The organism is Arthrobacter sp. BK1 (genome assembly GCF_056680055.1).
Genome location: NZ_CM155263.1, coordinates 841,140 through 865,498 on the forward strand (window position 1 = coordinate 841,140; position 24,359 = coordinate 865,498).

The window sequence follows — 24,359 nt, forward strand, 5'->3', positions numbered from 1 at the left end:
CGCGGCTGTCCGCCCGGCGAACATGTCTGAACGGTGACGCGGCGGAACGGCAGCTCAGAGGAAGATGTCCGGAACCAGGTGCTCCTCGTCGACGCCGAGGCTGTAGGGCCGGAAATCGGTGACTCCTGCCGCGGCGAGGACCTGTTCATCCGTGTAGAAGTTGCCGCTGGCCGTTCCGCCTGCGGCGAAGTTGCTGCCGGTCAGGATGGCATGGGCGGCATCGGCCATGATCTGCGGTCCGCGGGCGGCCTGGACCATGGCCTGGCCGCCGGGCATGTTCCGGATGGCTGCGGTATCGATGAGCGTGCAGGGCCAGAGCGAATTGACGCTGATGCGATCGGCTTTGAGCTCCTCGGCGAGGCCCAGGGTGGTGAGGCTCATGCCGTACTTGGCCATGGTGTAGGCGAGATGCCTGCCTGCCCACTTGGGGTCAAGGTTCAACGGCGGGGACAGCGTGAGGATGTGCCCGTTGGCGGATTGCCGCAGGGCAGGCAACGCCAGCTTGGACAGCAGGAAGGTTCCCCGGACATTGATGTCCTGCATCAGGTCGTAGCGCTTCATGTCGATATGGTCCGTGGTGGACAGATCGATCGCGGACGCATTGTTGAGCACGATGTCTATCCCGCCGAAGCGTTCGACGGCGGCTGCCACAGCATTGGCCACATCTTCATCGCTGCGGACATCACCCACGATCGGCAGGGCCTGGCCCCCGGCGGCTTCGATGTCCGCGGCGGCGGTGTGGACAGTGCCGGCGAGCCTGGTATGGGGCTGGCCGGTCTTGGCCAGCAGGACAATGTTGGCACCGTCTTTGGCCGCCCTGAGGGCAATGGCCAGCCCGATGCCGCGGCTGCCGCCGGACATCAGGATGGTGCGGCCCTCCAGGGAACCGGTGGACTGATAGGGGGCCGCGGCGGTCCGTGCGTCGTTGCTCGAAGTCATGGACCAACTGTAACCGACTTATGTTACTCACCGGTAACATGCGGGAGCGCGGCGGAAGAAGGCCGAAAATTGTAGGTTTTCTACAGCGGCCCTGGCCCAGGGCGTCATTAGACTAGCGAGCAGGGTCCGTTTTTTGTGTGGAATCCACTTAACTCCCGCGTCCAGCCGGGAGTCCACCGCGCAGGAAACACCACATTGTTACAGCACCAATCTGCTACAGAGCCGGAGATACTGAATGAGCCACGATCTGACAACGACAGCGGGAAAGATCGCCGATTTCCGCGACCGCCAGGCCCGTGCAGAACAGCCCTCCGGCCCCGAAGCCATCGAAAAGCAGCACGCCCGGGGCAAGAACACAGCCCGCGAGCGCGTTGAGCTCCTGCTGGACGAGGGCTCTTTCGTGGAGTTCGATGCCCTTGCCGTACACCGCTCCACCGCCTTTGGCATGGAGAAGAAGAAGTTCCTCGGCGACGGCCTGGTCTCGGGCTACGGCACCGTGGACGGCCGGCCGGTGGCCGTCTACAGCCAGGACTTTTCCGTATTCGGCGGCTCCCTGAGCCAGGTGAACGGCGAGAAAATCGTCAAGGTCCAGGAATTCGCCCTGCGCAACGGCTGCCCGGTGGTGGGCATCCTCGACGGCGGCGGCGCACGCATCCAGGAAGGCGTCGCCTCGCTGGCCATGTTCGCCGATATCTTCCGGAACAACGTCCACGCTTCGGGGGTGGTGCCGCAGATTTCACTCATCATGGGCCCGTCGGCCGGCGGCGCAGCCTACTCCCCGGCCCTCACCGATTACGTGGTGATGGTGGATAAGACCTCACACATGTTCATCACGGGACCTGACGTCATCAAAACCGTCACCGGCGAAGATGTGGACATGGAAACCCTCGGTGGGGCGCGGCAGCATAACGCCACAACAGGGACCTCCACCTACCTGGCCTCTGATGAGACCGACGCCATCGAATTCGTCCGCGAACTGCTGGACTTCCTGCCGTCCAACAACCTGGCCGAGGCCCCTGTGCTGGAGCACCAGCAGGACCTGGAAATCGACGACGACGACCTCGCCCTGGACGCGCTTGTCCCGGACTCGGCGAACCAGCCGTACGACATGCGCTCCGTCATCAGCCAGATTGTGGACGACGCGCACTTCCTGGAGATGCAGTCCCTGTACGCCCCGAACGTGATCATCGGCTACGGCCGCGTTGAAGGCCACACAGTGGGAATCGTGGCCAACCAGCCGCTGCAGTTCGCCGGCACACTGGACATCGCCGCCTCGGAGAAAGCCGCCCGCTTTGTCCGCCACTGCGATGCGTTCAACATCCCCATCATTACCCTGGTGGATGTTCCCGGCTTCCTGCCCGGCAAGGACCAGGAGTTCCAGGGCATCATCCGCCGCGGCGCCAAGCTGCTGTACGCCTACGCCGAGGCCACCGTCCCCAAGCTGACAGTCATCACACGCAAGGCCTACGGCGGCGCGTACATCGTGATGGGCTCCAAAAAGCTCGGCGCGGACCTCAACCTGGCGTGGCCCACAGCGCAGATCGGCGTCATGGGCGCCCAGGGCGCGGTCAACATCCTCTACCGCCGCGAGCTGGCGTCCGTTGCCGAGGCCGGCGGAGACGTTGAAGCCCGGCGCTCCGAGGTCATCCGGCAGTATGAGGAAGAACTGCTCAATCCGTACCAGGCCGCCCAGCTTGGTTACATTGATGCCGTGATCGCACCGTCTGAAACCCGGCTCCAGATCATCAAGGGCCTGCGGGCACTGCGTGACAAACGGGCCAGCCTGCCCACCAAGAAGCACGGAAACATCCCGTTGTGAGCGCCCAGGACAATCCGGCGGAAGAGTCCGCCGAACCCCTGTTCTCTGTGGTGAAGGGGCAACCGTCCGCCGAGGAGCTCGCGGCGCTCACCGCCGTCGTTCTTTCCTTAAGCGGCACGGAAGCCGCTGCGGCGGGCAAGCCCACAGTCCGGCACTGGGTCCGCCGGCAGCAACTTCGTCTTGCGCCCACGCCGGGTCCCGGCGCCTGGAGGCGGAGCCGGGGTTAGGCTCTTGGGGTGACTACCGAAACCGCCCCCGCCACCCGTCCGCGGACCGCCATTGATGCAGTGGCGGATGACTACACGGACACACTGATCCGGCTGGATCCTTCGTTTGCCACCATACTGGGCATCGCGGGCCACGAGACCGAGTACCCGGATTACTCCCCGGCCGGCATCGCCGCCTTCGCGGCGGAAGCCCGGAAGGCGCTCGCTGCCCTGGCCGGCCTCGCACCGCAGGATGATGTTGACGCCGTCACCCTGGACGCCATGGGTGAGCGGCTGGGCCTCCAGCTTGAAATCCACGAGTCCGGGTGGGATGAAGCCAACCTCAATAACATTGCCTCGCCCGCTCAGGACATCCGGGCCATCTTTGACCTCATGCCCACCGAAACGGCGGAGCAGTGGGATCACATTGCCGGCCGGGCCCTGAACGTGCCCGGTGCTGTCCGCGGCTACATCGACGCACTTCGGACGGCCAAGGAAGCGGGAAGGGTTGCAGCCGCGCGCCAGGTCTCGACCGTCATTGAACAGGCCACCAAGTACGCCGCCGGGGACGGCTTCTTCGCGAAGCTCGCGGCCGGGGCGCGGACCGAGGCCGGTCCCCTGCCGGAGAATATCCAGGAAAAGCTCGACGCCGGTGCCGGCGCCGCGCGTGGTGCCTACACGGAGCTGGCTGAGTTCCTGGGCACTGAACTGCTTCCCGCCGCCCCGCAGAAGGACGCGGTGGGCCGGGAGCGCTATGCCCTCGCCTCGCGCTCCTTCCTGGGCGCCGCCGTCGACCTCGAGGAAACCTACGCGTGGGGCGTCCAGGAACTCGACCGCCTCATCGCCGAACAGGAAAAAGTGGCGGACACCATCAAGCCCGGGGCCGGTATCGCTGAGGCCAAAGACATCCTCAACAATGATCCGGCACGGCAACTCAAGGGCACTGACGCGCTCAAGGCCTGGATGCAGGAACTCTCGGACAAGGCCGTTGCAGACCTCGCCGGAGTGCACTTCGAAATCCCCGACGTGATGAAAAAGCTCGAATGCCTGATCGCTCCCACCGACGAGGGCGGCATTTATTACACCGGCCCGTCCGATGACTTCAGCCGTCCCGGCCGGATGTGGTGGTCCGTCCCGGCCGGCGAGGATACCTTCACCACCTGGGCAGAGACCACCACCGTGTTCCATGAAGGAGTTCCGGGCCACCACCTGCAGGTAGCCACCGCCACCTATCGGCGGGAACTGCTCAACAAGTGGCGGCGGAACGTCTGCTGGACCTCGGGCCACGGCGAAGGCTGGGCACTGTACGCGGAGAAGCTGATGCAGGAACTCGGGTACCTCACCGACCCCGGCGACCACATGGGCATGCTGGACATGCAACGGATGCGGGCCGCCCGCGTGGTGTTCGACATCGGCATCCACCTGGAAATGCAGGTCCCTGAACGCTGGGGCTCCGGAACCTGGACCCCGGACAAGGGTTACGCATTCCTGAGGGAGAACCTGCCCATCAGCGAGGGCCAGCTCAACTTCGAATTCACCCGGTACCTCGGCTGGCCCGGCCAGGCGCCGTCCTACAAAGTGGGGCAGCGGCTCTGGGAGCAGATCCGTGCGGAACTTGAAGCCCGGCCCGGCTTCGACCTCAAGGAGTTCCACACCCGCGCCCTTAACATCGGCTCCGTAGGGCTCGACACCCTCCGCCGGACGCTGCTCTCCTAGCTCCCAGTCGCCCCGACGTGCCCTAAAACAGCAACGCGGGGTCACTTGACGCCCAATCCGACGGCGGTATCGGGCGTCAAGTGACCCCGCGTTGTGGGTATCAGGCGTGACGGGGAGCCATGCGGCCGCCGAGTCCCTCTCCTCCCGTTTCACTGGGGAGAGGTTCGCCACAGCCGGAGCGGGAATAACTTCACAATTGCCTTGTATGACGCCGGATTTGCGGGGTATTCCAGAGGCAACGGCGTATGTGTCGGCGTAATATTTCTCAACGTTCGTTCGCTGTGCTAAGTGAACCCGCCCTAGCGTGTTCTGGTGAGCACTCAAACCCGCACCCCCGAATCCGCAGGAAAGACCGGCTTCCAGCTGCCCAAATGGGCTGGCTCGTTCGGCTTCCAGATCATCGCCGCCCTCATCGTGGGGCTGGGCCTCGGCCTGCTGGCCAAGTACACGGGCAGTACCAAGGCAGAGCCCAACGGCCTGGGCGCCACGCTGCAGACCATTGGTTCCAGCTATGTCTCGCTGCTGCAGACTGCCGTGGTGCCGCTGATCTTCACGGCTGTGGTCAGTTCCATCTCGAACCTGCGCCAGGTCTCCAACGCCGCCAAGCTGGCCTGGAACACCCTGCTCTGGTTCGCTATCACCTCCCTTATCGCCGTCCTGATCGGCATTGGCCTTGGTGTGCTCCTGCAGCCCGGCGCCAACACCGGCATCACGCAGGAGGCCAAGTACTCCGGCAAGTCCGGCGACTGGTGGTCCTTCCTGATTGGACTGTTCCCCAAGAACTTCCTGGGACTCGGCGCAAGCTCCACCGTGACGGAAAGCGCCAATGCGGCCACCACGGTCAGCACCTCCGTCAGCTTCAACGTGCTCCAGATCCTGGTCATCGCCATCGCGGTCGGCGTGGCCGCGCTCAAGGTGGGCAAAGCGGCCGAGCCTTTCCTGAACCTCAATGCTTCCGCCCTCGCCGTGATCCAGAAGGTCCTGTGGTGGATCATCCGGATCGCCCCCATCGGTACCGTCGGCCTGATCGGCAACGCCGTGGCCGTCTACGGCTGGGACACCATCGGGGCCCTGGGCAAGTTCACCTTCGCCATCTATGTGGGCCTCGCCCTGGTGCTGTTTGTGGTCTACCCGGTCCTGATCCGCACCCACGGCCTGTCCGTGAAGCAGTACTTCTCCGGCGTGTGGCCGGCCGTGCAGCTGGCGTTCGTCTCCCGCTCGTCGGTGGGCACACTGCCATTGACCCAGCGGGTCACCGAACGCAGCCTGGGCGTTCCCCGCGCCTACGCCTCGTTCGCAGTGCCCCTCGGTGCCACCACCAAGATGGACGGCTGCGCAGCGATCTACCCGGCCATCTCTGCCATCTTCGTGGCCCAGTTCTTCGGCGTCCAGCTCGACTTCACCCAGTACCTGCTGATCGCGCTGGTCTCGGTCCTCGGCTCTGCGGCAACAGCGGGCACCACCGGTGCCGTGGTGATGCTCACCCTGACGCTCTCCACGCTGGGACTGCCGCTGGCCGGCGTCGGCCTCCTGCTGGCGATTGATCCCATCCTGGACATGGGCCGCACCGCGGTGAACGTGGCCGGCCAGGCACTGGTCCCCACCATCGTGTCCAAACGCCAGGGCATCCTGGACGAGACGCTCTACAACGCGCCGCGCAACGGCACCCCGTTCGTGGACGACGCCGCCGCGGATTCCGCCGCCGCTGAAGGCACCGCTTCGCCGGACGCCGGCAGGGAACTGGCCGGCACCAAGGCCTGATCCTTAGGTGACGGTCTGACCGTAGGCCACCACGGATACCAACAGGGAAGTCCCCGGGAATTTTTCCCGGGGACTTCCCTGTGTCTTTCACCTGGGAGGTCCGCCACTCCTGAGGGGTGTTGGTCCCCTCAGGCGTTGCCCCCTCTGCTAGCGGCCGCCGCCCCCGATCACTCCGGCTTCGACAGCCTTGGTGACGGCGTCCGCTTCAGCCTGGGTCAGTTTGCCGTCAGTGACCGCCTGATCCAGCTTCGTTTTCAGGGCAGCGGCCTTTTCCGCCTGTGCCTCGCTGCGGAGCTCTGCCAGGGCGGTGGTGACCTTGGCCTCCTCGATACCCAGTGCTTCAGCCAAGGACTTGGCGAGGCCCGCGTCCCGGGCAGCCGTATCCGGCTTTTCGCCTTCAGCCGGCTTTGTGGTGGGCTTGTTGGCCTCGCGGGCGGCCTTCAAGGCGTCGGTGACCTTGGCCTCGTCCACCCCAAGCTTGGTGGCCAGTCCGGCAGCGTCCACGCCGCGGATGCCGCCGTGGCCGTGACCGCCGCGCCCTCCCTTGCCATCGGTCGGAGCGGCGCCGGTGCCGCTATCCGCCGGGGCGCTTGAGCTGGCACTGGGTGCCGGGGTGGGTGTGGTGGTTGCTGACGCCATCCCGGCAATCCCGATTCCGGCGCCCAAGGCCAGTGCTGTGGCCGTGACGCCCAGGGTAATTCTCTTCGTGCGTACCATTTGTGTCTCCTGGATCCGCCGTCCGGTGACGGCTGGTCATGTTGCCCCCTGACGGGACCTTTCCAGTCTCCTGCGGCAAGTTCAGCTGAACCTGTCGGGAACCTTTCATCTTCCTGTGAATTAACTTGCGCGCCGTGCAAACTTGCACGTAGTGTAATTTCATGCCCGAACCGCTTTCGCGCCGTGAACTCAACAAGGCCGCCACCCGCCAGGCCATCACCGATGCTGCCCTGACGCTGCTGCGGGGAAAAGGCCCGGGAAATTTCACGGTGGAGGACATCGCCGAAACAGCGGGGATTTCGCGGCGCACGTTCTTCAATTACTTCGGCAGCACTGAAGCGGCCCTTGCCGCTGTCACGCACGGGTTCCTGGACAGTGTCCTCCAGCAGTTCCGGCAGCGGCCCGCCAACGAGCCCATCCTCGAATCCGCGCGCGCCGCCCTGATGCAGCTCGCGGACCCCATGACAGTGGCTCCGCTCGCTGAACTGTTCACCCTGATGCAGGAGAACGCCCTGCTGTCCCGCTCAGAACTCGAGGCGTGGGACCACTGCACCGAACAGATCATCGGCGCAGCGCGGGAACGCTTCGCTGCATCGCCCGGCGCCGAAGTGGATGAGCTCTACCTTCGGTCCCTTGCCGGATCAGTCATCTCCTGCGGCAAGGCGGCCATGGACGTGTGGTTCATCCGCTGCGGCGCCGATCTCTCCCCCGAATCGCTCTCCACCCTCCGCCAGCTGCTGATTGACGCAATGGGCCACCTCGGCACCGGCTTCGTCAGCCCCACACCCGGCAGCCCCGCGGCGGGCACCGCCACCTCCACTACTCTCCTCAAAGAACGGCTCTGACATGGCCCTGTTGCTCTACCGGCTTGGCAAGTTCTCCTACCGCCACCGCTGGCTGGTCGTTTCCCTCTGGCTCGCGGTGCTGGTGGCCGTCGGCGGGTCCGCCGCCGCCTTCCATGGCACGCTGTCCAACAACTTCCAGATCCCGGGCACCGAGACCCAGCGGATCGCCGACAAGCTGAAACAGGAACTGCCCTCAGCCTCCGGCGGATCCGCCACCATCGTCTTTGAAGCCCCGGCGGGCGGGTTCACGGACGGAAGCCGGGCAGCCGTCACGGATGCCTTGAAAGAGCTCGGAGACCTGCCTGACGTCAAGGGCACTGTGGACCCGTTCGCCACCCAGGCGCAACTGGACCAGGCCTCGACGGCCATCGCCGAGGGCGAACAGCAGCTCGCCGCCGGCCGGGCCCGGCTGGACGCCTCCCGCGCCCAGCTCGACGCCGGAAAGTCCCAACTTGCCGCAGCTGAGCAGCAGCTCGCTGCCGCCGGCGCACCTGCGGCCATGATCGAGGCGCAGCTGGGCCAGCAGAAGGCTGCGATGGCGCAAGGCCAGGCACAGCTCGACGCCGGCGCCCAGGAACTTGAGGCCGCCAAGGCCAAGCTGGAGCTCGGCAAACGCCAGGCCGAGGCGTCCGAAGGCGTCCGCTTCGTCTCCGGGGACGGCCAGGCCGCGGTGGCACAGGTGCAGTTCAACACCTCCATCAATGCCCTCACCCCGGCCGTCCGGCAACAGGTCCAGGACATCGCCCACGGAACATCCGGGGCCGGCGTGACAGCCCTGGCCAGCAAGGAAATCACCGAGGACATTTCGGAGCTCTTCGGAACGGCCGAACTCATCGGCATCGCCGTGGCCGCGATGGTCCTGATCCTGATGCTCGGCACCCTGATCGCCGCAGGCCTGCCGCTGCTGATGGCCATCATGGGTGTTGGAGTGGGCGTCGGCATCACGTTTGCCCTGTCCGGCGCGTTCGACATGAGCTCCATCTCCCCCATGCTTGCGCTGATGCTCGGCCTGGCTGTCGGCATCGACTATTCGCTGTTTATCGTCAACCGGCACCGTACCCAGCTGCTGGCGGGGATGGCTCCGGAGGAGTCGGTGGCGCGCGCCACCGGAACTTCGGGCAACGCGGTGCTCTTCGCCGGCCTGACAGTCATTATTGCGCTGGCTGCCCTGGTGGTCCCCGGGCTGCCGTTCCTCAGCGTGATGGGCCTTGCAGCTGCCGGTACTGTGGCGGTGGCTGTCCTGGTGGCGCTTTCCCTGACCCCGGCCATGCTGTCCCTGATCGGACGCCGCATCATCTCCAAACGCGCCTGGGCAAAGGCTGACGCCCACAACGCCGAAGCCGGCCATGAGGTCGCGGATGAGGCGCGGGACGAGGAGAAAAGCACCCGCGGCTGGGGCGGTCTGGTGACACGCCATCCGGTCGTGGCACTGATCGCCGGAGTGCTGCTGCTGGGCACACTGGCCCTTCCCGCCGCGCAGCTCCAGCTCGCGCTGCCCGACGGCGGCTCCGAACCGGTCGACTCCGAGGCATACCAGGCCTACGACCTGACCGCCCGCAGCTTCGGCGAAGGCGTCACCGGCCCGATTGTGGTGGTGGGTGAATTCCCTGCCGGACTGGACGCCGCGCAGGCCCAGGAACTGCAATACGACGTCGCGGACCTGATCCGTGGTGTGGACAACGTGGTGGCCGCCGTGCCGGTGGCGCTCAGCGAGGACCGCCGGACCGCCGTGTTCCAGGTCATTCCGGAAGAGGGGCCGGCGAAGGCAGGCACCGTGCAGGTGGTCAGCGAACTCCGCGAACGCGGCTCGCAGATCCAGTCCGAAACAGGAGTGACCATCGGCCTGACCGGCCAGACGGCCGGCAACATCGATGTGTCCACGAAACTCGGCGACGCCCTGCCGCCCTACCTGGCAATCGTCGTCGGGCTTTCCCTGATCCTGCTCCTGCTGGTGTTCCGCTCCATTGTGGTTCCGCTGCTGGCAACGGGCGGCTTCCTTTTGTCGCTGGCCGCCGCGTTCGGCCTTGTGGTGGCCGTCTACCAGTGGGGCTGGCTGGGCGGGGTGTTCGACGTCGCCAACCCCGGCGCAGTGCTGAGCTTCCTGCCCATCATCCTGATCGGTGTGCTCTTCGGCCTGGCCATGGATTACCAGGTGTTCATCGCCTCGGGGATGCGCGAGTCCTACATGCACGGCGCCCCCGCAAAGAAGGCGGTGCGCATCGGCTTCAGCCACGCGGCGGCCGTTGTCACCGCGGCGGCGATCATCATGGTCAGCGTTTTTGCCGGCTTCATCTTCAGCCACCTGACCATGGTCCGGCCGCTGGGATTCGCCATGGCGTTCGGTGTGCTGCTTGATGCCTTCGTGGTGCGCATGACGATCGTTCCGGCACTGATGTACCTGCTCGGCGAAAAGACCTGGTGGCTGCCCGGGTGGCTGGACCGGATCCTGCCGGACGTGGACGTGGAGGGCGCCAAACTCGAACGTCTGGCGCCCGGCACGGCCCAGGTCAGCGAGCCGGTCCACTAGGCTTAAACCGTGACCCGCCTGATCCTTGCCTCCCAGTCCCCCGCCCGCACCAAACTCCTCGCCGAGGCTGGCATCCGGCACACGGTGCTGGTGTCCGATGTGGACGAGGACGCAGTCCAGGCCCGCTACGGCGTCACGGATCCGCACGATACCGCACTGTTGCTCGCCCGGGCCAAGGCGGAGGCGGTGGCAGCGCTGCCCGAGGCGGAGGGCGCGCTGGTCATCGGCTGCGACTCCGTCTTCGAGTTCGACGGCGAGTCGCACGGCAAACCGTACACCGCCGCCGTCGCCCGCGAACGCATGCTCCGGATGAGCGGGAACAGCGGGGTCCTGCACACCGGCCACTGGCTGGTGGACTGCCGTGCCACCGCCGCCGGGCACGAGCCCTCGGACCGGGAGGACGGAACGTCCGACGGCGGCGGAACAGCACCGGGATCGGGCGCCACTCTCGGGGCGGTGGCGTCCGCGGAGGTCCACTTCATGGACATGGCACCGGAGGAAATCGACGCGTACATCGCCACCGGCGAGCCGCTGAACTGCGCCGGCTCGTTCACGATCGACGGCCTTGGCGGTGCCTTCATCCGGAAGGTCGATGGCGACCCTCACGCCGTCGTCGGGCTCTCCATTTCCACGCTGCGGAACCTCCTTGGTCAGGCAAACGTACGCATCACCGAACTGTGGCTGGCGGACTAAAGCGGGACATTTCCGCAGGTCTTTGTAGCTTCCCTACAAAGCCTTGCCCATTTACGCGCGGAATCAGCAAGTAATATCGGCGGAACCCACAAAATCGCGCTAGGCTCCCTGAAGGAAAGAAGGAGACGCCTTGTCAGCAAATTTGGAGCAGTCCGCCAGTCCCGTGCAGTCGAACCTCACCAAGGTGCTGATCGCCAACCGCGGAGAAATCGCCGTCCGGATCATCCGCGCGGCCCGCGATGAAGGCATCGCCTCTGTGGCTGTCTACGCGGATCCCGACCGCGATGCACTGCATGTCCGGCTTGCCGACGAGGCCTACTCCCTGGGCGGGAACACCGCCGCCGAGTCCTATCTGGTGATGGAAAAAATCATCGACGCCGCCCGTCAGTCCGGTGCCGATGCGATCCACCCCGGTTATGGCTTCCTGGCAGAGAACGCCGAGTTTGCCGCGAAGGTCATCGACGCCGGCATCACCTGGATCGGCCCTTCCCCCGCCGCGATCTCCGCCTTGGGCGACAAGGTCCAGGCCCGCCACATCGCCGAAAAAGTGGGCGCCCCGCAGGTCCCGGGCACAGCCGATCCGGTCGAATCCGCCGAGGAAATCCTCGAATTCGTGGACAAATTCGGCCTCCCGGTAGCCATCAAGGCCGCTTTCGGCGGCGGCGGCCGCGGCATCAAGGTGGCCCGCACCCGTGAGGAAATCCCCGAGCTGTTCGAATCCGCCGTTCGCGAAGCCGTCGCCGCCTTCGGCCGGGGCGAATGCTTCATTGAGCGCTTCCTGGACGCACCGCGCCACGTCGAAACCCAGTGCCTTGCCGATGCCCACGGCAACGTAGTGGTGGTCTCCACCCGTGACTGCTCGCTGCAGCGCCGCAACCAGAAGCTGGTGGAGGAAGCCCCGGCACCGTTCCTCACCGAAGAGCAGAACCGCCGCCTCTACGAATCCTCCAAGGCGATCCTGAAGGAAGCCGGCTACCTCGGCGCCGGCACTTGCGAATTCCTGGTGGGCCAGGACGGCACCATTTCCTTCCTTGAGGTCAACACCCGCCTCCAGGTGGAGCACTGCGTCTCGGAAGAGGTCACCGGCATTGACCTGGTCCGCGAACAGTTCCGGCTGGCCCGCGGCGAAGCGCTTGGCTACGGGGACCCCGAGGTCCGCGGCCACTCCATCGAGTTCCGCATCACCGGCGAGGACCCGGGCCGGAACTTCATGCCCGCGCCCGGCACCATCACCACCCTGAAGAACCCCACAGGTCCCGGCATCCGCATTGACTCCGGCGTGGAGGAGGGCGATGTCATCAGCGGCAACTTCGACTCCATGCTCTCCAAACTGATCGTCACCGGCGCCACCCGCACCCAGGCCCTGCAGCGTTCCCGCCGGGCCCTGGAGGAAATGGTGGTGGAAGGCATTCCCACCGTCATCCCCTTCGACCTCGCCGTCGTCACCAACCCGGACTTCGCTCCCGCGGAGGGCCCGTTCACGGTCCATACCCGGTGGATCGAAACGGCGTTCGTCAATGACATCCCGGCCTGGACGCCCACCGGCACCGACGCTGAAACGCCCGACGCCGGCGAACGCCAGCGCGTCACGGTGGAAGTAGGCGGCAAACGGCTTGAGGTTGTGCTGCCGGCCACCCTGGGTTCGATCGGAACCGGCCCCGGTGCCGGCGCGAAGCCCGGCAAGTCCAAGAAGCGCCTCCGCTCCGGCGGGCAGGCAGCTGCCGCCACCGGCAACGCCCTCACCTCTCCGATGCAGGGCACCATCGTCAAGGTAGCCGTCACCAACGGCGATGCTGTGACCGAGGGAGACCTGGTGGTGGTGCTCGAAGCGATGAAGATGGAGCAGCCCCTCACCGCGCACCGCTCCGGGATCATCGTTGGCCTGGGTGCCAGCGCCGGCGAGACGGTTTCGGCCGGCGCCATCATCGCCACGATCGAAGACTAGACCTGCCGGAGGCACACCATGCTTGCACCAAGTTTTGAAGAAGAAGTGGACCGGTACCATCTGGCGGTCCCGGAGATCACACGCGGAAACCCGGGGCCGGTGAAGGACCTGTACTCCAGGCTCGACGACGTCACCCTTGCCAACCCGTTCGGCGGCATCGCCCGCGGCTGGGCGCAGGTGGAAGCCCGGCTGGACCAGGCATCCCGGTATTTCCAGGACGGCGAGATGCTCGGCTTCGACACCGTCACCTCGTACAAAGCCCTGAACACCGCGTACCTCGTGGAAACCGAGCACTTCAGGGCCCGGGTGGAGGGAGCTCCGGCCCCCGAGGAATTCGCGCTCCGCGTGACCAGCATCTTCCGGCGGGAAGAAGGACTCTGGAAACTGGTCCACCGGCACGCGGACCCCGCAGCGCACCCTCAGTCCCGGCACTCACTGGCACACGCCGCCGGCAGCTGAGCGCCGGTCCCGCCACGCCGCCGCCGGCCCTGCTCTGGCATTGGGAAACCGGCCCGGGGCACACTTAGCGTGTGAAGCCTTTCCTGCTCCTGGCCTCCCGGGCCGAACACGCCGCTGCCGAGGACGAGTACGCCGCCTACCTGAGGTACGGGCAGCTGGCACCGGAGCAGCTGCGCCGCATCCGGCTGGAGTCCGCTCCCCTGCCGGACCTTGACCTGGCCGGGTACTCGGGCGTCATCGTGGGCGGCAGCCCTTTCACCTCCAGCGACCCGCCGGACCAGAAGAGCGCCACCCAGCACCGGGTGGAGCGGGAGCTGGCTGCCCTGCTGGACAGGCTGGTGGACCTGGACTTCCCCTTCCTCGGCGCCTGCTACGGCGTGGGAACACTGGGCAGGCACCAGGGTGCCGTGATCGACAGAACCTTCGGCGAACAGCTGGGAGGCGTCGAAATCGAGCTGACAGAGGCCGGGCTCTCGGATCCGCTCCTGCAGGGCATGCCACGCCGTTTCACCGCCTTCACCGGGCACAAGGAAGCATGCACCACATTGCCCCCGCACGCGGTGTTGCTGGCATCATCCCAGGCCTGCCCTGTCCACATGTTCCGTATCAGGCAGAACCTGTACGCCACACAGTTTCACCCGGAACTGGATGCGGAGGGGCTGGTCACCAGGATCGACATCTACCGGAATGCCGGATACTTCCCGCCGGAGTCCGCCGAGGAGCTCATGGCGGCCGCCCGGAAATACACCGCCACAGAGCCCATGAAGATCCTCCGCAACTTCGTGGCCCGCTACGCCGGCTGATGACTGCCCCGCGGACCGGAGTCCCGCCGTCGTCCGTCACTCCCCCACCGGGTGGCCCCCGGACACAGCAAAGCCCGGCGCGTTCCCTGGTACTCCAGGGATCACGCCGGGCATGCCGTCACTGGCCGGGGTGGAACGTCCGACGCCGGGGCGTCAGGCTACGTTGTTCTCGTAGTCAAGGTCGCGGGTTTCCTTGCTCACGAAGAGGGCGATGAGCGTCAGCACCGACATGGCAGTGAGGTAGACGCCCACCAGCACGGGGCTGCCGTCCGCGAGTTCCCACAGGGCCACAGCGATGAACGGAGCCACTGCAGCGCCCAGGATGCTGGACACGTTGTAGCTCACGGCTGAGCCGGTGTACCGCACGTTGGTGGGGAACAGTTCCGGCAGCAGCGCACCCATGGGACCGAACGTCAGTCCCATCAGTGAGAAGCCGATGATGAGCAGGGCCATGGTGCCCACAAAGCCGCCGCTGAACAGCGGGACGAACAGCAGGCCGAAGACGAAGATGCCTCCGGTGACGGCCAGCAGCATCTTGCGGCGGCCGTACTTTTCGGCGAGCGGTCCGGAGACCAGGGTGAAGATACCGAAGAAGACGACGCCGGCAATCAGCATCCAGAGGAAGTCGTTGCGGGTGAAGCCCAGGCCTGGGACGAACGCTGCCGCGGCGGCCTCGCTCATCGGCTTGCCGGCCTTCTCGGCCGCAGCCTTGGCGGCATCCAGGCTGGAGGCCCGGGTGCCGTAGGTCAGCGTGAACGTTGTCATCAGGTAGAAGAGCACGTACGTGGCAAGCATGATGAAGGTACCCAGGATCAACGGGCGCCAGCTGGTCTTGAAGACCCGGGCCAGCGGGAGCTTGGCCACCTCGTTGGATTCGAGCACCTTGGTGAAGGCAGGCGTTTCGATCAGCTTCAGGCGGACATAGAGGCCGATGATCACCATGACTGCGCTGAGCAGGAACGGAACGCGCCAGCCCCAGGCCAGGAAGTCGGCGGGCGAGAGAGCGTAGCTGGCCACCAGGAAGATCACGTTGGCGATGATGAAACCGATGGGGGCGCCAAGCTGCGGGAACGTGCCGTAGATGGCGCGCTTGTTCGCGGGGGCGTTCTCGGTGGCCAGCAGGGCTGCACCGCTCCATTCGCCGCCGAGGGCCAGGCCCTGGGCGAAGCGCATGACCACCAGGAGTGCCGGGGCCCAGAACTGCCAGCCCGGCACCAGAGCCGTAGGCAGGCAGCCGATGAGGAAGGTGGCGATACCCATGGTCAGCAGCGATGCCACCAGGGTGCCCTTACGGCCGAACTTGTCACCGAAGTGGCCGAAAACGATTGAACCGAGCGGGCGGGCAACGAATGCCACACCGAACACGGCGAACGAGCTGAGCAGCTGCGTGGTCTCGTTCTGGTTGGGGAAGAACAGCGAGGGGAAGACCAGCACAGCAGCTGTGGCGTAGACGTAGAAGTCGTAGAACTCAACCGTGGTGCCGATCAGGCTGGCGACGATCACGCGGCCGCGCGAGTTCACCGCCTTGGGGGATCCTGACTCCGCGGTGGTTTGGGTGGATGACATAGAAACACTTTCCTGAGGACCGGCCGGGCAAAAAGGAGACCCGGCATGCAGTAGTTAGAGTTCAATATTAGTTCCCGGCGTCCAGTCAATGGACAAATAGTCCACTATCTGGACTTCCGTGATGTGTCTCACTTGATGGTCTCACATCGCCTCACGCCGCTTTTTTGCCGCCGATAGGCAAATGTCACAGCGCGTTAACAAACCGCGACAGTCCGCGAAACGCATCGTCTCTACCTTGGAAGAACAACATCCCCCAAGAGGAGGTACACCGTGACTGTTGATCGCAGCGCAGATGCCGGCACCGGCAATTCCGTAGATATAGACACCGACCCGTTGCACGAAGGCGTGTCCCCATCCGCCAGCGCACAGCCCGGCTCCACCCGTACAACAGACGCCGCCGTGCTGGAATTCCGCCCGGGCCGCTGGATTGCAAACTGGAACGCCGAGAACAAAGAGCAGTGGGAATCCGTTGGCCGCGCCATCGCCCGCCGCAACCTGAACTGGTCCATCTTCGCTGAATTCCTCGGCTTTGTGGTGTGGCAGCTCTGGTCCATCGTTGTGGTCCAGCTCCCCGCGGCCGGCTTCACCTTCACCACGTCGGAAATCTTCTGGCTGATCTCGATGCCCAGCCTGGTAGGCGCCACGCTCCGCATCCCCTACACCTTTATGGTTCCCCGCTTCGGCGGCCGGAACTGGACCATCGTCTCTGCGCTCCTCCTCCTGATCCCCGCCATCGGCCTGGGGCTCTGTGTCTCCAACCCCGAAACCCCGTTCGGCGTCATGCTCCTGGTGGCAGCACTCGCAGGCTTCGGCGGCGGCAACTTCGCCAGCTCGATGGCCAACATCACCTTCTTCTACCCGGCCCGCGAAAAGGGCTGGGCCCTGGGCCTGAACGCCGCCGGCGGCAACATGGGTGCCGCCGTCGCACAACTCGCCGTCCCGATTGCGATCACCCTGCTCGCCGTGGGCAGCGTCAACCTGCCGATGGCAGGCTGGATGTGGGTCCCGTTCATCCTGATCGCCGCGTTCGGCGCCTGGAAGTACATGGACAACCTCACCAGCGCCAAGGGCGACGTGGCCGGATCGGTGGCAGCGCTCAAGGAACCGCACCTGTGGATCATGGCACTGCTCTACATCGGCACCTTCGGCTCCTTCATCGGCTTCGCCGGTGTCTTCCCAAAGCTCATCAAGGACTACTTCCCGGAATTCTCCTCCATCGGAGTCGGCACCGTGGCCCTGTCACTCGCCTTCCTGGGCCCCCTGGTCGGTTCACTGGCCCGCCCCTACGGCGGACGGATGGCTGACCGCATGGGCGGCGCCCGCATGACCGTGGCCGCCTTTGCCTCCATGGCCATCATCACCCTGACCATGATCTGGACGCTGCCGCTGAAGAACTTCTGGCTGTTCCTGGTCCTCTTCCTGATGCTCTTCACCGCCAGCGGCTTCGGCAACGGCGCAACCTACCGCATGATCCCCATCATCTTCGCCACCTCCAGCCGGGCAGCCAAGTCCGGTGCCAGCACCGTGGCAACGCAGCGGCTTGCATCCTCCGCCCTCGGCCTCATCTCGGCCATCGGCGCCTACGGCGGATTCGTTATCCCGCAGGTCCTTAACGCCTCCAACACCGCCAGCGGCTCCTACACACCGGCCTTCTACGGTTTCGTCGGCGCCTACGTCGTGATGCTGGTGGTCTGCTGGGCCTTCTACATCCGCAACGCCAACCGAAATGCGATGGGACACGTCTAACATGACCAAAAGCGCCGACACGCACTGCCCTTACTGCGCCCTGCAGTGCGCCATGACGCTCACGTCTCCATCGGGACTGACCCCGGCTTCCGAGCCGGGGTCAGTCCCCGTGCCGGCCAAAACAGCTGAAACCGCTGCGCTCGCTGCAGTGACAGTGCCCCTCCTGGAGGTCAGCGGGCGGGACTTCCCCACCAACCGGGGCGGTCTGTGCCGGAAGGGCTGGACCTCAGCGGCGCTCCTGAACCACCCCGGCCGCGTCACCGAACCGCTCCTGAAGGGTGCGGACGGGGTGCACCGTCCCATCGGCTGGGACCGGGCCCTTGCCCTGGTGGCCACGGCCGTCAAGGACGCCCAGTCGCGCTACGGGAAGGACGCCGTCGGCGTTTTCGGTGGCGGCGGCCTTACCAACGAAAAGGCCTACATGCTGGGCAAGTTCGCCCGCCTGGCCCTGGGCACCTCCCGGATCGATTACAACGGCCGCTTCTGCATGTCCTCCGCAGCAGCGGCGGGCATGCGGGCCTTCGGCCTGGACCGCGGCCTCCCCTTCCCACTGGCGGACCTGGACAACGCCAGCACCATCCTGATGCTCGGCTCCAACGTCGCCGAAACCATGCCCCCGTTTGTCCAGCACCTCAAAGGCGCCCGCGACGCCGGCGGCCTGATCGTTGTTGATCCCCGCCGCTCCGCTACGGCTGCGTTCACGGCCGACGGCGGCGGCCTCCACCTTCAGCCCCTGCCGGGCACCGACCTCACCCTCCTGCTGGGCATCTCCCACGTGGTGGTCCACGAGGGTCTCACCGATCAGGCCTACATCAACGAGCGGACAGCCGGCTACGACGCCGTGGTCCGCAGCGTGAACTCCTTCTGGCCCGAACGCGTCCAGTCACTGACCGGCGTCCCCGCCGAACTGATCCGGGAAACCGCCCGCCGGCTGGCCGACGGCGCACGCAAGGGCGGCAGCTATATCCTCACCGGCCGCGGCGTGGAGCAGCATGTGGACGGTACCGACACCGCCACCGCTGCCATCAACCTGAGCCTGCTGCTGGGCCTGCCCGGTTCACTTCGCAGCGGCTACGGCACCCTCACCGGCCAGGGCAACGGCCAGGGCGGGCGCGAGCACGGCCAGAAGGCCGATCAGCTCCCCGGCTACCGCAAGATCACCGACCCCGCCGCCCGCGCCCACATGGCCGGCGTCTGGGGCGTCCCTGAGGAAACCATCCCCGGTCCCGGCCTCCCCGCCGTCCAGCTGCTCAAGTCGCTGGGACAGCCCGACGGCGTCCGGTGCCTTTTGGTGCACGCCTCCAATATCGCGGTGGCCTCCCCCGATGCCAACGCTGTCATCGCGGGCCTGCGCAGCCTGGACTTCCTGGTGGTCTGCGACTTCTTCATGTCCGAGACAGCCGCCGAAGCCGATCTCATCCTCCCGGTCCTCCAGTGGGCCGAAGAGGAAGGCACGCTGACCAACCTGGAGGGACGGGTCCTGCGCCGCCGCCGCGCGCTGCAGCCCCCCGCCGGTGCACGCAGCGAGCTGTGGATCATGGCGCGGCTGGCGGAAGCCCTCGAGGCGCCGTCCACCTACAGCGAGGATCCGGAAACGGTGTTCGAGGAGCTGCGCCTCGCTTCCGCGGGCGGGCAGGCGGATTACTCCGGCATCGATTACGCCATGCTGGACCGCGGCGAGGCCGCCTACTGGCCCTACCCCGCCGGCAGCACAGGAACGCCGCGGCTCTTCCTGGACGCGTTCGCGCACCCGGGCGGCAAAGCCGTCATGACCCCGGTGACGCCGCGCCGCCGTCGTACGCCAGCTGCCAATCCTGACCCCGCCGCCAAAACCATGACCCTCATCACCGGGCGCCTGCTGGAGCACTACCAGTCCGGCGCGCAGACCCGGCGGGTGTCCGAACTGCTCGCATCCCAGCCCGAGGCGAAGATGCAGATCCATCCGGCCGCCGCTGCCGGCATGGGGATCACCGAGGGTTCGTTTGTCTCAGTGGCCAATGAACGCGGGGAGGTGGTGTGCCGGGCAGAGCTCAGCACCGCCATCCGCCCCGAAACAGTCTTCCTGCCCTTCCATTTCCCGGAACTTGAAAGCGCCAACCGCCTCACGGAAGCCGCCACGGACCCCATCTCCGGGATGCCCGAATTCAAGTTCAACAAGGTGTGGGTCCGGGCTGCCGCAGCACCCCAACTCCAGAACCACGTTCCCCACATGACGGAGGCCTCATGAGCGAGCAAGTTGTCATTGTCGGTTTCGGCCCGGTAGCCGCCCGCCTGATCGACGAGCTGTTGCCCGTGGTCCGCGAAGGCCACGTACAGCTCACCGTGGTCGGCGAGGAAACCGAAGCTGCGTACAACCGCGTCCTGGTAGCCGATCTCGGCGTGGGACGCACCACCGCGGAAGCGCTGGCCCTCTCCGACGCGGCGGCCCTCGCGGCCGAGGGCGTGGATGTCCGGCTCGGCGTGCGTGTGCGCCGCGTTGACCGTGCCCGCCAGCAGGTACTCCTCACGGACGGCAGCTCCGCCCACTACGAGCGGCTGGTCTTTGCCACCGGGTCCCGGCCTGTCATTCCCAACCTCACCGGCATCAACCCGGACCCCTCCTCCCCCGTGCTCCCGGCCGGCGTCACCGCGCTCCGCGACCTCCGCGACGCCGCCGCGCTACGGCAGGCGGTCGACGGCGGCAAAAGGGTGGTCGTGCTGGGCGGCGGTGTCCTGGGCCTGGAGACTGCCCTCGCGGCGGCCGAGGAAGGCGCCACCGTCACGGTGGTGCACAACGGCCCCCACCCGCTGGGACGCAACATCGACCGCGGCGGCGGCGCAGTCCTTGCCGCCGGGCTGCGCCGGTGCGGCGTCCGGATGGCCGGCAACGCCCGTTCCACCGGGGTGGAACACAACGCGCCCGACGGCGGATTCTCGGCCCTGCTGCTCGATGACGGTTCGGCGATCGACGGCGACCTCCTGGTGCTCTCCTGCGGTGTCCGTCCCCGGACCGAACTCGCCGAAGGCTGCGGCCTCTCCACCGGGACCGGGATTCTCGTGGACCACCGCCTCCGTGCCCACCACGAGCCGCACATCTTCGCCATTGGCGACTGCGCTGAAGTCCGCTGCCCGGATCCCACCTGCGCCGAGTGCCGCTCCGCCAAGGGACCGTCCGGGCTGGTAGGCCCGGGGTGGCGCCAGGCGGAATGGCTGGCCGAATACCTCACGCTGCTGGCCACCGGCTCCCAGGAAAACGCGGATGCCCTGGCGGCGCTGCCCCAGGAACAGGCCGGCGTCATTGTCCTCAAGGCGCGGGGCCTGAACATGGCCGTGGCCGGCGATAACGCTGCCGAACCCTGGGACGAGGAGGCACTGACCGCCGGAGCTGTGAACGGCCGCCCCCGCCTGCAGATCGCGCAGTGGGCTGATCCCGAGCACGGCCGCTACGTCAAGATGACCACCCGCGGTGGTGTGCTCGAAGGCCTGGTGGCAGTGGGCATGCCCCGCACCGCCGCCGAACTGGTCGGACTGTTCGAACGCAGCGCCGAACTGCCCGCCGACCGGTCCCTGATGCTGCGCCTGGATGGCCCGGACCAGCCGGTTTCGGCCGGCGCCGTGGACCCGGAACGTACCGTCTGCCGTTGCGCCGGTGTCAGCGGCACGAAGATCGCCGCTGCAGTGACCGACGGCTGCGGGACGGTGGCCGAAGTTTCGGGCGCCACCCGCGCCGGGACCGGGTGCGGCGGCTGCCATGATGACATCAAAGGGCTCATCGAAAAACACTTTCAAGGGGCCGTCGCCTGAGCCGTCTTGACGCCGGCAGGCCCTCACTTGTGCGTACTGAAGGCGGCCTGTCCCAGACGCCTTCCGCTGCTTAGCCTGACGCCCCCACCGGCGGAGCGGCAGGGACGCTAGGAGTGGTGCCGTTGCCCCAGCCCGCGTCGGCTGCGGCCTGCACCAGCGCATGCGCCATGGCGTTGCCATCCGGCGCGCTGCTGATGTCCATGGGCGGTCCCGTCACGTAGGGCATTTCGAGGACCTCGTCGCCCCGCACTGCGTGGAGCACGGTGTTCGCGGACGCGCCGCCGGCCTCACCCTGGAAGTAACCTGTCCACTGCAGACAGGCAAAGTCGCCGATGCCTGTGACAGGTGAGCAGTCCGGCGTCGACTTCGCCTTGTCGATGTCTGCGGCCGACGCCGGCGATATCAGCGCCACCGACAGGGCCGTCATCCCTGTGGGCGACTTGCTCGAGTACGTGCACAGGTAGGCTTTGCTGCCCCTCGGCCTGTCCGGACTGTTCTGGCCCACAGGCAAGATCCCTGGGACTGCTTCGGCTGCAATCTCCGGGGTAATGAGGTCGCAGGCCGGGCTGGTGGTCACATCGGAGGAGGCGGCCGACGACGCTGGCCCGCTTTGGCCCGCGGGCGCTGCGCACGAGGCGAGGAGCGTGGCGAGCACGGCCACCACCGTCACGCCAAGTCGAGCCGGCCAGGACTGGCGACGGTGCATGGGACTCCCTTTCGTGTCCGCACGAATGAAGTCCACCCGGTCGGTGGCATCAGTCTGGCGCTGACCGGCGTCGGCACACAGAGGCAAAAGAACCGGGGCGGGCGGATATCCGCAGCGCGTAACGAAAGTCGGGCCGGGAGCGTCCGGCGGGTAGCATCGGGGCCATGAGCGCCGACGACGACGACATCACCGACGAACTGCTGGCTGACGCCGGGAAGCTGACCGGTCTGAGCCTGGAACTGCTGGGCCTTGATCCACACCCGGATGACATGACCCCGGAACAGCGGCTCCAGTTCGAGCCCGAAGACCTGGCCGAAATGGCGTCGGTCCCGCCCGAAGACCGGCAAAAAGCTGTCAGCCACGCGCTCCTGCTGGCAGGGCTGCTCTGGAACGCGTCGGCCGTCCTGCTCGACCAGCTCTTCCGCGACCTCGGAACGCTCAGCGGCCTGGACGCCGTCACCCCGTCCGACATCGCAGGAACCTCTGTACTGTCCTCGCTGCCGCCCAGGTTTGCAGCCAGCTATGACGCGGCATTCACCCGGAAGTTCATCGTGGTCGCCTCCGACGTCACGGCGTCCCTGGGCCGCGGCTGGACCGCACCAGGCTGCCTTGCCGCCGAACTGGCAGTCCGCTGCCTGCTCGACCAGGCGGAAATAACGGAGGACATCTACGAGCTGGACCTTCCGGAGGACTGGCGGGCGCGGGTTGAGGAAGTCCTGCTGGAGGATGCAGACAGCCAGGCGCTGTACTCAGAAGATGCTGACGAATCCCCCGACGACGGCGAACTCGGCTTTGAGCACTGGTTCAGGCCGTTGTCCCCCGGGGATGCAGTCCCGCCCTACGCCCGTTCCTGACCGGACGGCGCAGGAATTCCCGCGAGGAAGTCCTCAGTAAAGCGCTTCACGCCGTCCCACTCGGTGTAGACGTAATCGCGGGACGTATCGAGGTCCGTAGATCCCTTGTCCCGGACGATCTTCTTCATCATCTGGCGTTTGAGGAAGTTGTACTGGGTGTAAAGCAGGGCCCCGGCGAAGATCCCGACGTGGGCGGGATGCCAGCCGGTCTGTTCCTCGAACTCCGTGACGAACCCCTCAGCATCGTGTTCGTCGCCATGGGCGGCCAGGCTCACCGAGATCAGTGCGGACGGGAGCCGCTCCAGTCCGGCGCGGTTCTCCCGGACAAAATCGACCACAAAGCCCTCGTGTTTGCCCATGTGGACCGAGGCCGCAACGATCACGGCGTCCTGGCCGCTGGGGATACCGCTGCCGGCGGAATGCTTAAGATCCACCGTTTCTGCCTCGTGTCCATGGGCACGGACCAGCTCGGCGATGTACTCAACGATCCGGGCTGTCTGCCCTTCAACGCTGCCATAGGGGATATAGATATTGGCCATGCTCCACAGTGGGCGTGCAGGGCGCTGCCGAAGTAGGGCCGAACGTCCCCGTCCTGGTGCCGGCTCGAGCCGTGCTGGCCGTAGCCGGGCGGTGCCGGACGCTTACGCCGGGGCTTTCGGAATCATGATCCACAAGGCGACGTAGACCAGCTCTCCGATCCCCACCACACCAAAGATCACAAACCCCAGCCTGACCAGGAACTTCGGAATTCCGAAGCGGGCTGAGAGCGCGGCGCACACGCCGGCGATGATTTTTCCGTTGCGCGGCCGCTCCAGTGCTGTACTCATGCCGCCACGCTACCTGAAAAGGCTGATGACCGGCAGGTACAAAGGCACGGCGCCAGCCGGCGGACAACCCTTGCATCACCCCACCAAGCGCGCAGCCAACACGTAGATCCCCCACAACCCGGCGAAAAGCAGGATTCCCAGATAGGCCAGCACCAGCCTGGTGTCGCGCAGGTAGCAGTTCGATGTAGTGAGGCCCCTGCGGCGCGCCTTCCAATATCCGGCAAACCCGATGGCAGCGAACACCGCCAGTGCCACCGGACCGGCCACCCAGCCCAGCAAGGCAACGGTGGCGAAGATGCAGAGCCGCAGCGGGTCGAAGGGCGGCGCGTGCTGCTGATCCTCCTTGAGGTCAGGCGCCCGGTTGTGCCCGGCTGCGTGTTTGGCGCGCATCAGCTGTGACGGCGACGGCCCGTTGGCGATGCGCCGGGCATCAGAAGCGGAACTCAT

General features: G+C 66.4%; 21 protein-coding genes. 14 read left to right on the plus strand and 7 right to left on the minus strand.

All coding sequences use genetic code 11. The annotated features are described in order from the left end of the window. Window positions 1-54 precede the first annotated feature (54 nt). The gene (locus AC1MCA_RS03735; RefSeq protein ID WP_479801320.1) at window positions 55-939 is read right to left on the minus strand and encodes an SDR family oxidoreductase; all 885 of its coding nucleotides are present in this window, start codon (window positions 937-939) and stop codon (window positions 55-57) included. Between the two features lie 235 nt (window positions 940-1,174). Between AC1MCA_RS03735 and AC1MCA_RS03740 the strand changes: the two genes are divergently transcribed. The 4 genes from AC1MCA_RS03740 to AC1MCA_RS03755 all read left to right on the plus strand — a co-directional run bounded on the left by AC1MCA_RS03740 (window position 1,175) and on the right by AC1MCA_RS03755 (window position 6,441). Continuing rightward, entirely contained in the window at window positions 1,175-2,758 is a 1,584-nt protein-coding gene (locus tag AC1MCA_RS03740) for an acyl-CoA carboxylase subunit beta (protein WP_479801322.1), read from the plus strand. Then, window positions 2,755-2,985 (plus strand): acyl-CoA carboxylase subunit epsilon, encoded by a 231-nt coding sequence (locus AC1MCA_RS03745; RefSeq protein WP_479801323.1) that lies wholly within the window; start codon window positions 2,755-2,757, stop codon window positions 2,983-2,985. The genes AC1MCA_RS03740 and AC1MCA_RS03745 overlap by 4 nt, the downstream gene beginning before the upstream one ends. Window positions 2,986-2,994: 9 nt before the next feature. Continuing rightward, a complete protein-coding gene (locus AC1MCA_RS03750; RefSeq protein ID WP_479801325.1) occupies window positions 2,995-4,680 on the plus strand; it encodes a DUF885 domain-containing protein in 1,686 nt (561 codons plus the stop codon). A gap of 312 nt (window positions 4,681-4,992) precedes the next feature. Further along, window positions 4,993-6,441 carry a dicarboxylate/amino acid:cation symporter gene (locus AC1MCA_RS03755; protein WP_479801327.1) on the plus strand — a complete coding sequence of 483 codons (1,449 nt, stop codon included), beginning with the start codon at window positions 4,993-4,995 and terminating at the stop codon, window positions 6,439-6,441. A gap of 147 nt (window positions 6,442-6,588) precedes the next feature. Here the strand turns inward: AC1MCA_RS03755 and AC1MCA_RS03760 are convergent, their stop codons facing one another. Next, entirely contained in the window at window positions 6,589-7,158 is a 570-nt protein-coding gene (locus tag AC1MCA_RS03760) for a hypothetical protein (RefSeq protein WP_479801329.1), read from the minus strand. Between the two features lie 161 nt (window positions 7,159-7,319). Between AC1MCA_RS03760 and AC1MCA_RS03765 the strand changes: the two genes are divergently transcribed. The 6 genes from AC1MCA_RS03765 (at window position 7,320) to AC1MCA_RS03790 (ending at window position 14,430) form a co-directional block, all read left to right on the plus strand. Continuing rightward, window positions 7,320-8,003 carry a TetR/AcrR family transcriptional regulator gene (locus tag AC1MCA_RS03765; protein ID WP_479801331.1) on the plus strand — a complete coding sequence of 228 codons (684 nt, stop codon included), beginning with the start codon at window positions 7,320-7,322 and terminating at the stop codon, window positions 8,001-8,003. Between the two features lies 1 nt (window position 8,004). Continuing rightward, window positions 8,005-10,530, plus strand: coding sequence for an MMPL family transporter (locus AC1MCA_RS03770; RefSeq protein ID WP_479801333.1), 2,526 nt, complete (start codon window positions 8,005-8,007; stop codon window positions 10,528-10,530). A 9-nt stretch (window positions 10,531-10,539) separates the two neighbouring features. Next, window positions 10,540-11,223, plus strand: coding sequence for a Maf family protein (locus AC1MCA_RS03775; protein WP_479801335.1), 684 nt, complete (start codon window positions 10,540-10,542; stop codon window positions 11,221-11,223). A gap of 130 nt (window positions 11,224-11,353) precedes the next feature. Then, complete coding sequence (locus tag AC1MCA_RS03780) at window positions 11,354-13,168, plus strand: acetyl/propionyl/methylcrotonyl-CoA carboxylase subunit alpha (RefSeq protein ID WP_479801337.1); 1,815 nt, start codon at window positions 11,354-11,356, stop codon at window positions 13,166-13,168. Between the two features lie 18 nt (window positions 13,169-13,186). After that, window positions 13,187-13,627: a YybH family protein gene (locus AC1MCA_RS03785; RefSeq protein ID WP_479801339.1), complete on the plus strand. Its 441-nt coding sequence runs from the start codon at window positions 13,187-13,189 to the stop codon at window positions 13,625-13,627. A 71-nt stretch (window positions 13,628-13,698) separates the two neighbouring features. Further along, entirely contained in the window at window positions 13,699-14,430 is a 732-nt protein-coding gene (locus AC1MCA_RS03790) for a glutamine amidotransferase (protein ID WP_479801341.1), read from the plus strand. Between the two features lie 153 nt (window positions 14,431-14,583). On the opposite strand, the gene AC1MCA_RS03795 is transcribed toward AC1MCA_RS03790, so the two are convergent. Next, on the minus strand, window positions 14,584-15,996 hold the full coding sequence (locus AC1MCA_RS03795; protein WP_479801343.1) for an MFS transporter: 1,413 nt from the start codon (window positions 15,994-15,996) through the stop codon (window positions 14,584-14,586). Between the two features lie 270 nt (window positions 15,997-16,266). On the opposite strand from AC1MCA_RS03795, the gene AC1MCA_RS03800 reads away from it, so the two are divergent. From AC1MCA_RS03800 to AC1MCA_RS03810, 3 genes are read left to right on the plus strand one after another with little or no spacing between them, the layout of a single operon-like run. Next, window positions 16,267-17,742 (plus strand): MFS transporter, encoded by a 1,476-nt coding sequence (locus AC1MCA_RS03800; protein ID WP_479801345.1) that lies wholly within the window; start codon window positions 16,267-16,269, stop codon window positions 17,740-17,742. 1 nt (window position 17,743) lies between these two features. Then, entirely contained in the window at window positions 17,744-19,969 is a 2,226-nt protein-coding gene (locus AC1MCA_RS03805; RefSeq protein ID WP_479801347.1) for a molybdopterin oxidoreductase family protein, read from the plus strand. Beyond that, the gene (locus tag AC1MCA_RS03810) at window positions 19,966-21,525 is read left to right on the plus strand and encodes an FAD-dependent oxidoreductase (RefSeq protein WP_479801349.1); all 1,560 of its coding nucleotides are present in this window, start codon (window positions 19,966-19,968) and stop codon (window positions 21,523-21,525) included. The genes AC1MCA_RS03805 and AC1MCA_RS03810 overlap by 4 nt, the downstream gene beginning before the upstream one ends. A gap of 70 nt (window positions 21,526-21,595) precedes the next feature. On the opposite strand, the gene AC1MCA_RS03815 is transcribed toward AC1MCA_RS03810, so the two are convergent. Then, a complete protein-coding gene (locus tag AC1MCA_RS03815) occupies window positions 21,596-22,231 on the minus strand; it encodes a hypothetical protein (RefSeq protein ID WP_479801351.1) in 636 nt (211 codons plus the stop codon). A gap of 164 nt (window positions 22,232-22,395) precedes the next feature. Here AC1MCA_RS03815 and AC1MCA_RS03820 point away from each other — a divergent pair, with 164 nt between their 5' ends. Continuing rightward, a complete protein-coding gene (locus AC1MCA_RS03820; RefSeq protein WP_479801353.1) occupies window positions 22,396-23,085 on the plus strand; it encodes a hypothetical protein in 690 nt (229 codons plus the stop codon). Here AC1MCA_RS03820 and AC1MCA_RS03825 read toward each other — a convergent pair. The 3 genes from AC1MCA_RS03825 to AC1MCA_RS03835 all read right to left on the minus strand — a co-directional run bounded on the left by AC1MCA_RS03825 (window position 23,070) and on the right by AC1MCA_RS03835 (window position 24,359). After that, the gene (locus AC1MCA_RS03825; RefSeq protein WP_108600782.1) at window positions 23,070-23,624 is read right to left on the minus strand and encodes a flavodoxin domain-containing protein; all 555 of its coding nucleotides are present in this window, start codon (window positions 23,622-23,624) and stop codon (window positions 23,070-23,072) included. The two genes, AC1MCA_RS03820 and AC1MCA_RS03825, sit on opposite strands and share 16 nt — an antisense overlap. A 102-nt stretch (window positions 23,625-23,726) precedes the next feature. Continuing rightward, complete coding sequence (locus tag AC1MCA_RS03830) at window positions 23,727-23,912, minus strand: PspC domain-containing protein (RefSeq protein WP_108600783.1); 186 nt, start codon at window positions 23,910-23,912, stop codon at window positions 23,727-23,729. A gap of 75 nt (window positions 23,913-23,987) precedes the next feature. Beyond that, window positions 23,988-24,359, minus strand: coding sequence for a hypothetical protein (locus tag AC1MCA_RS03835; protein WP_479801355.1), 372 nt, complete (start codon window positions 24,357-24,359; stop codon window positions 23,988-23,990).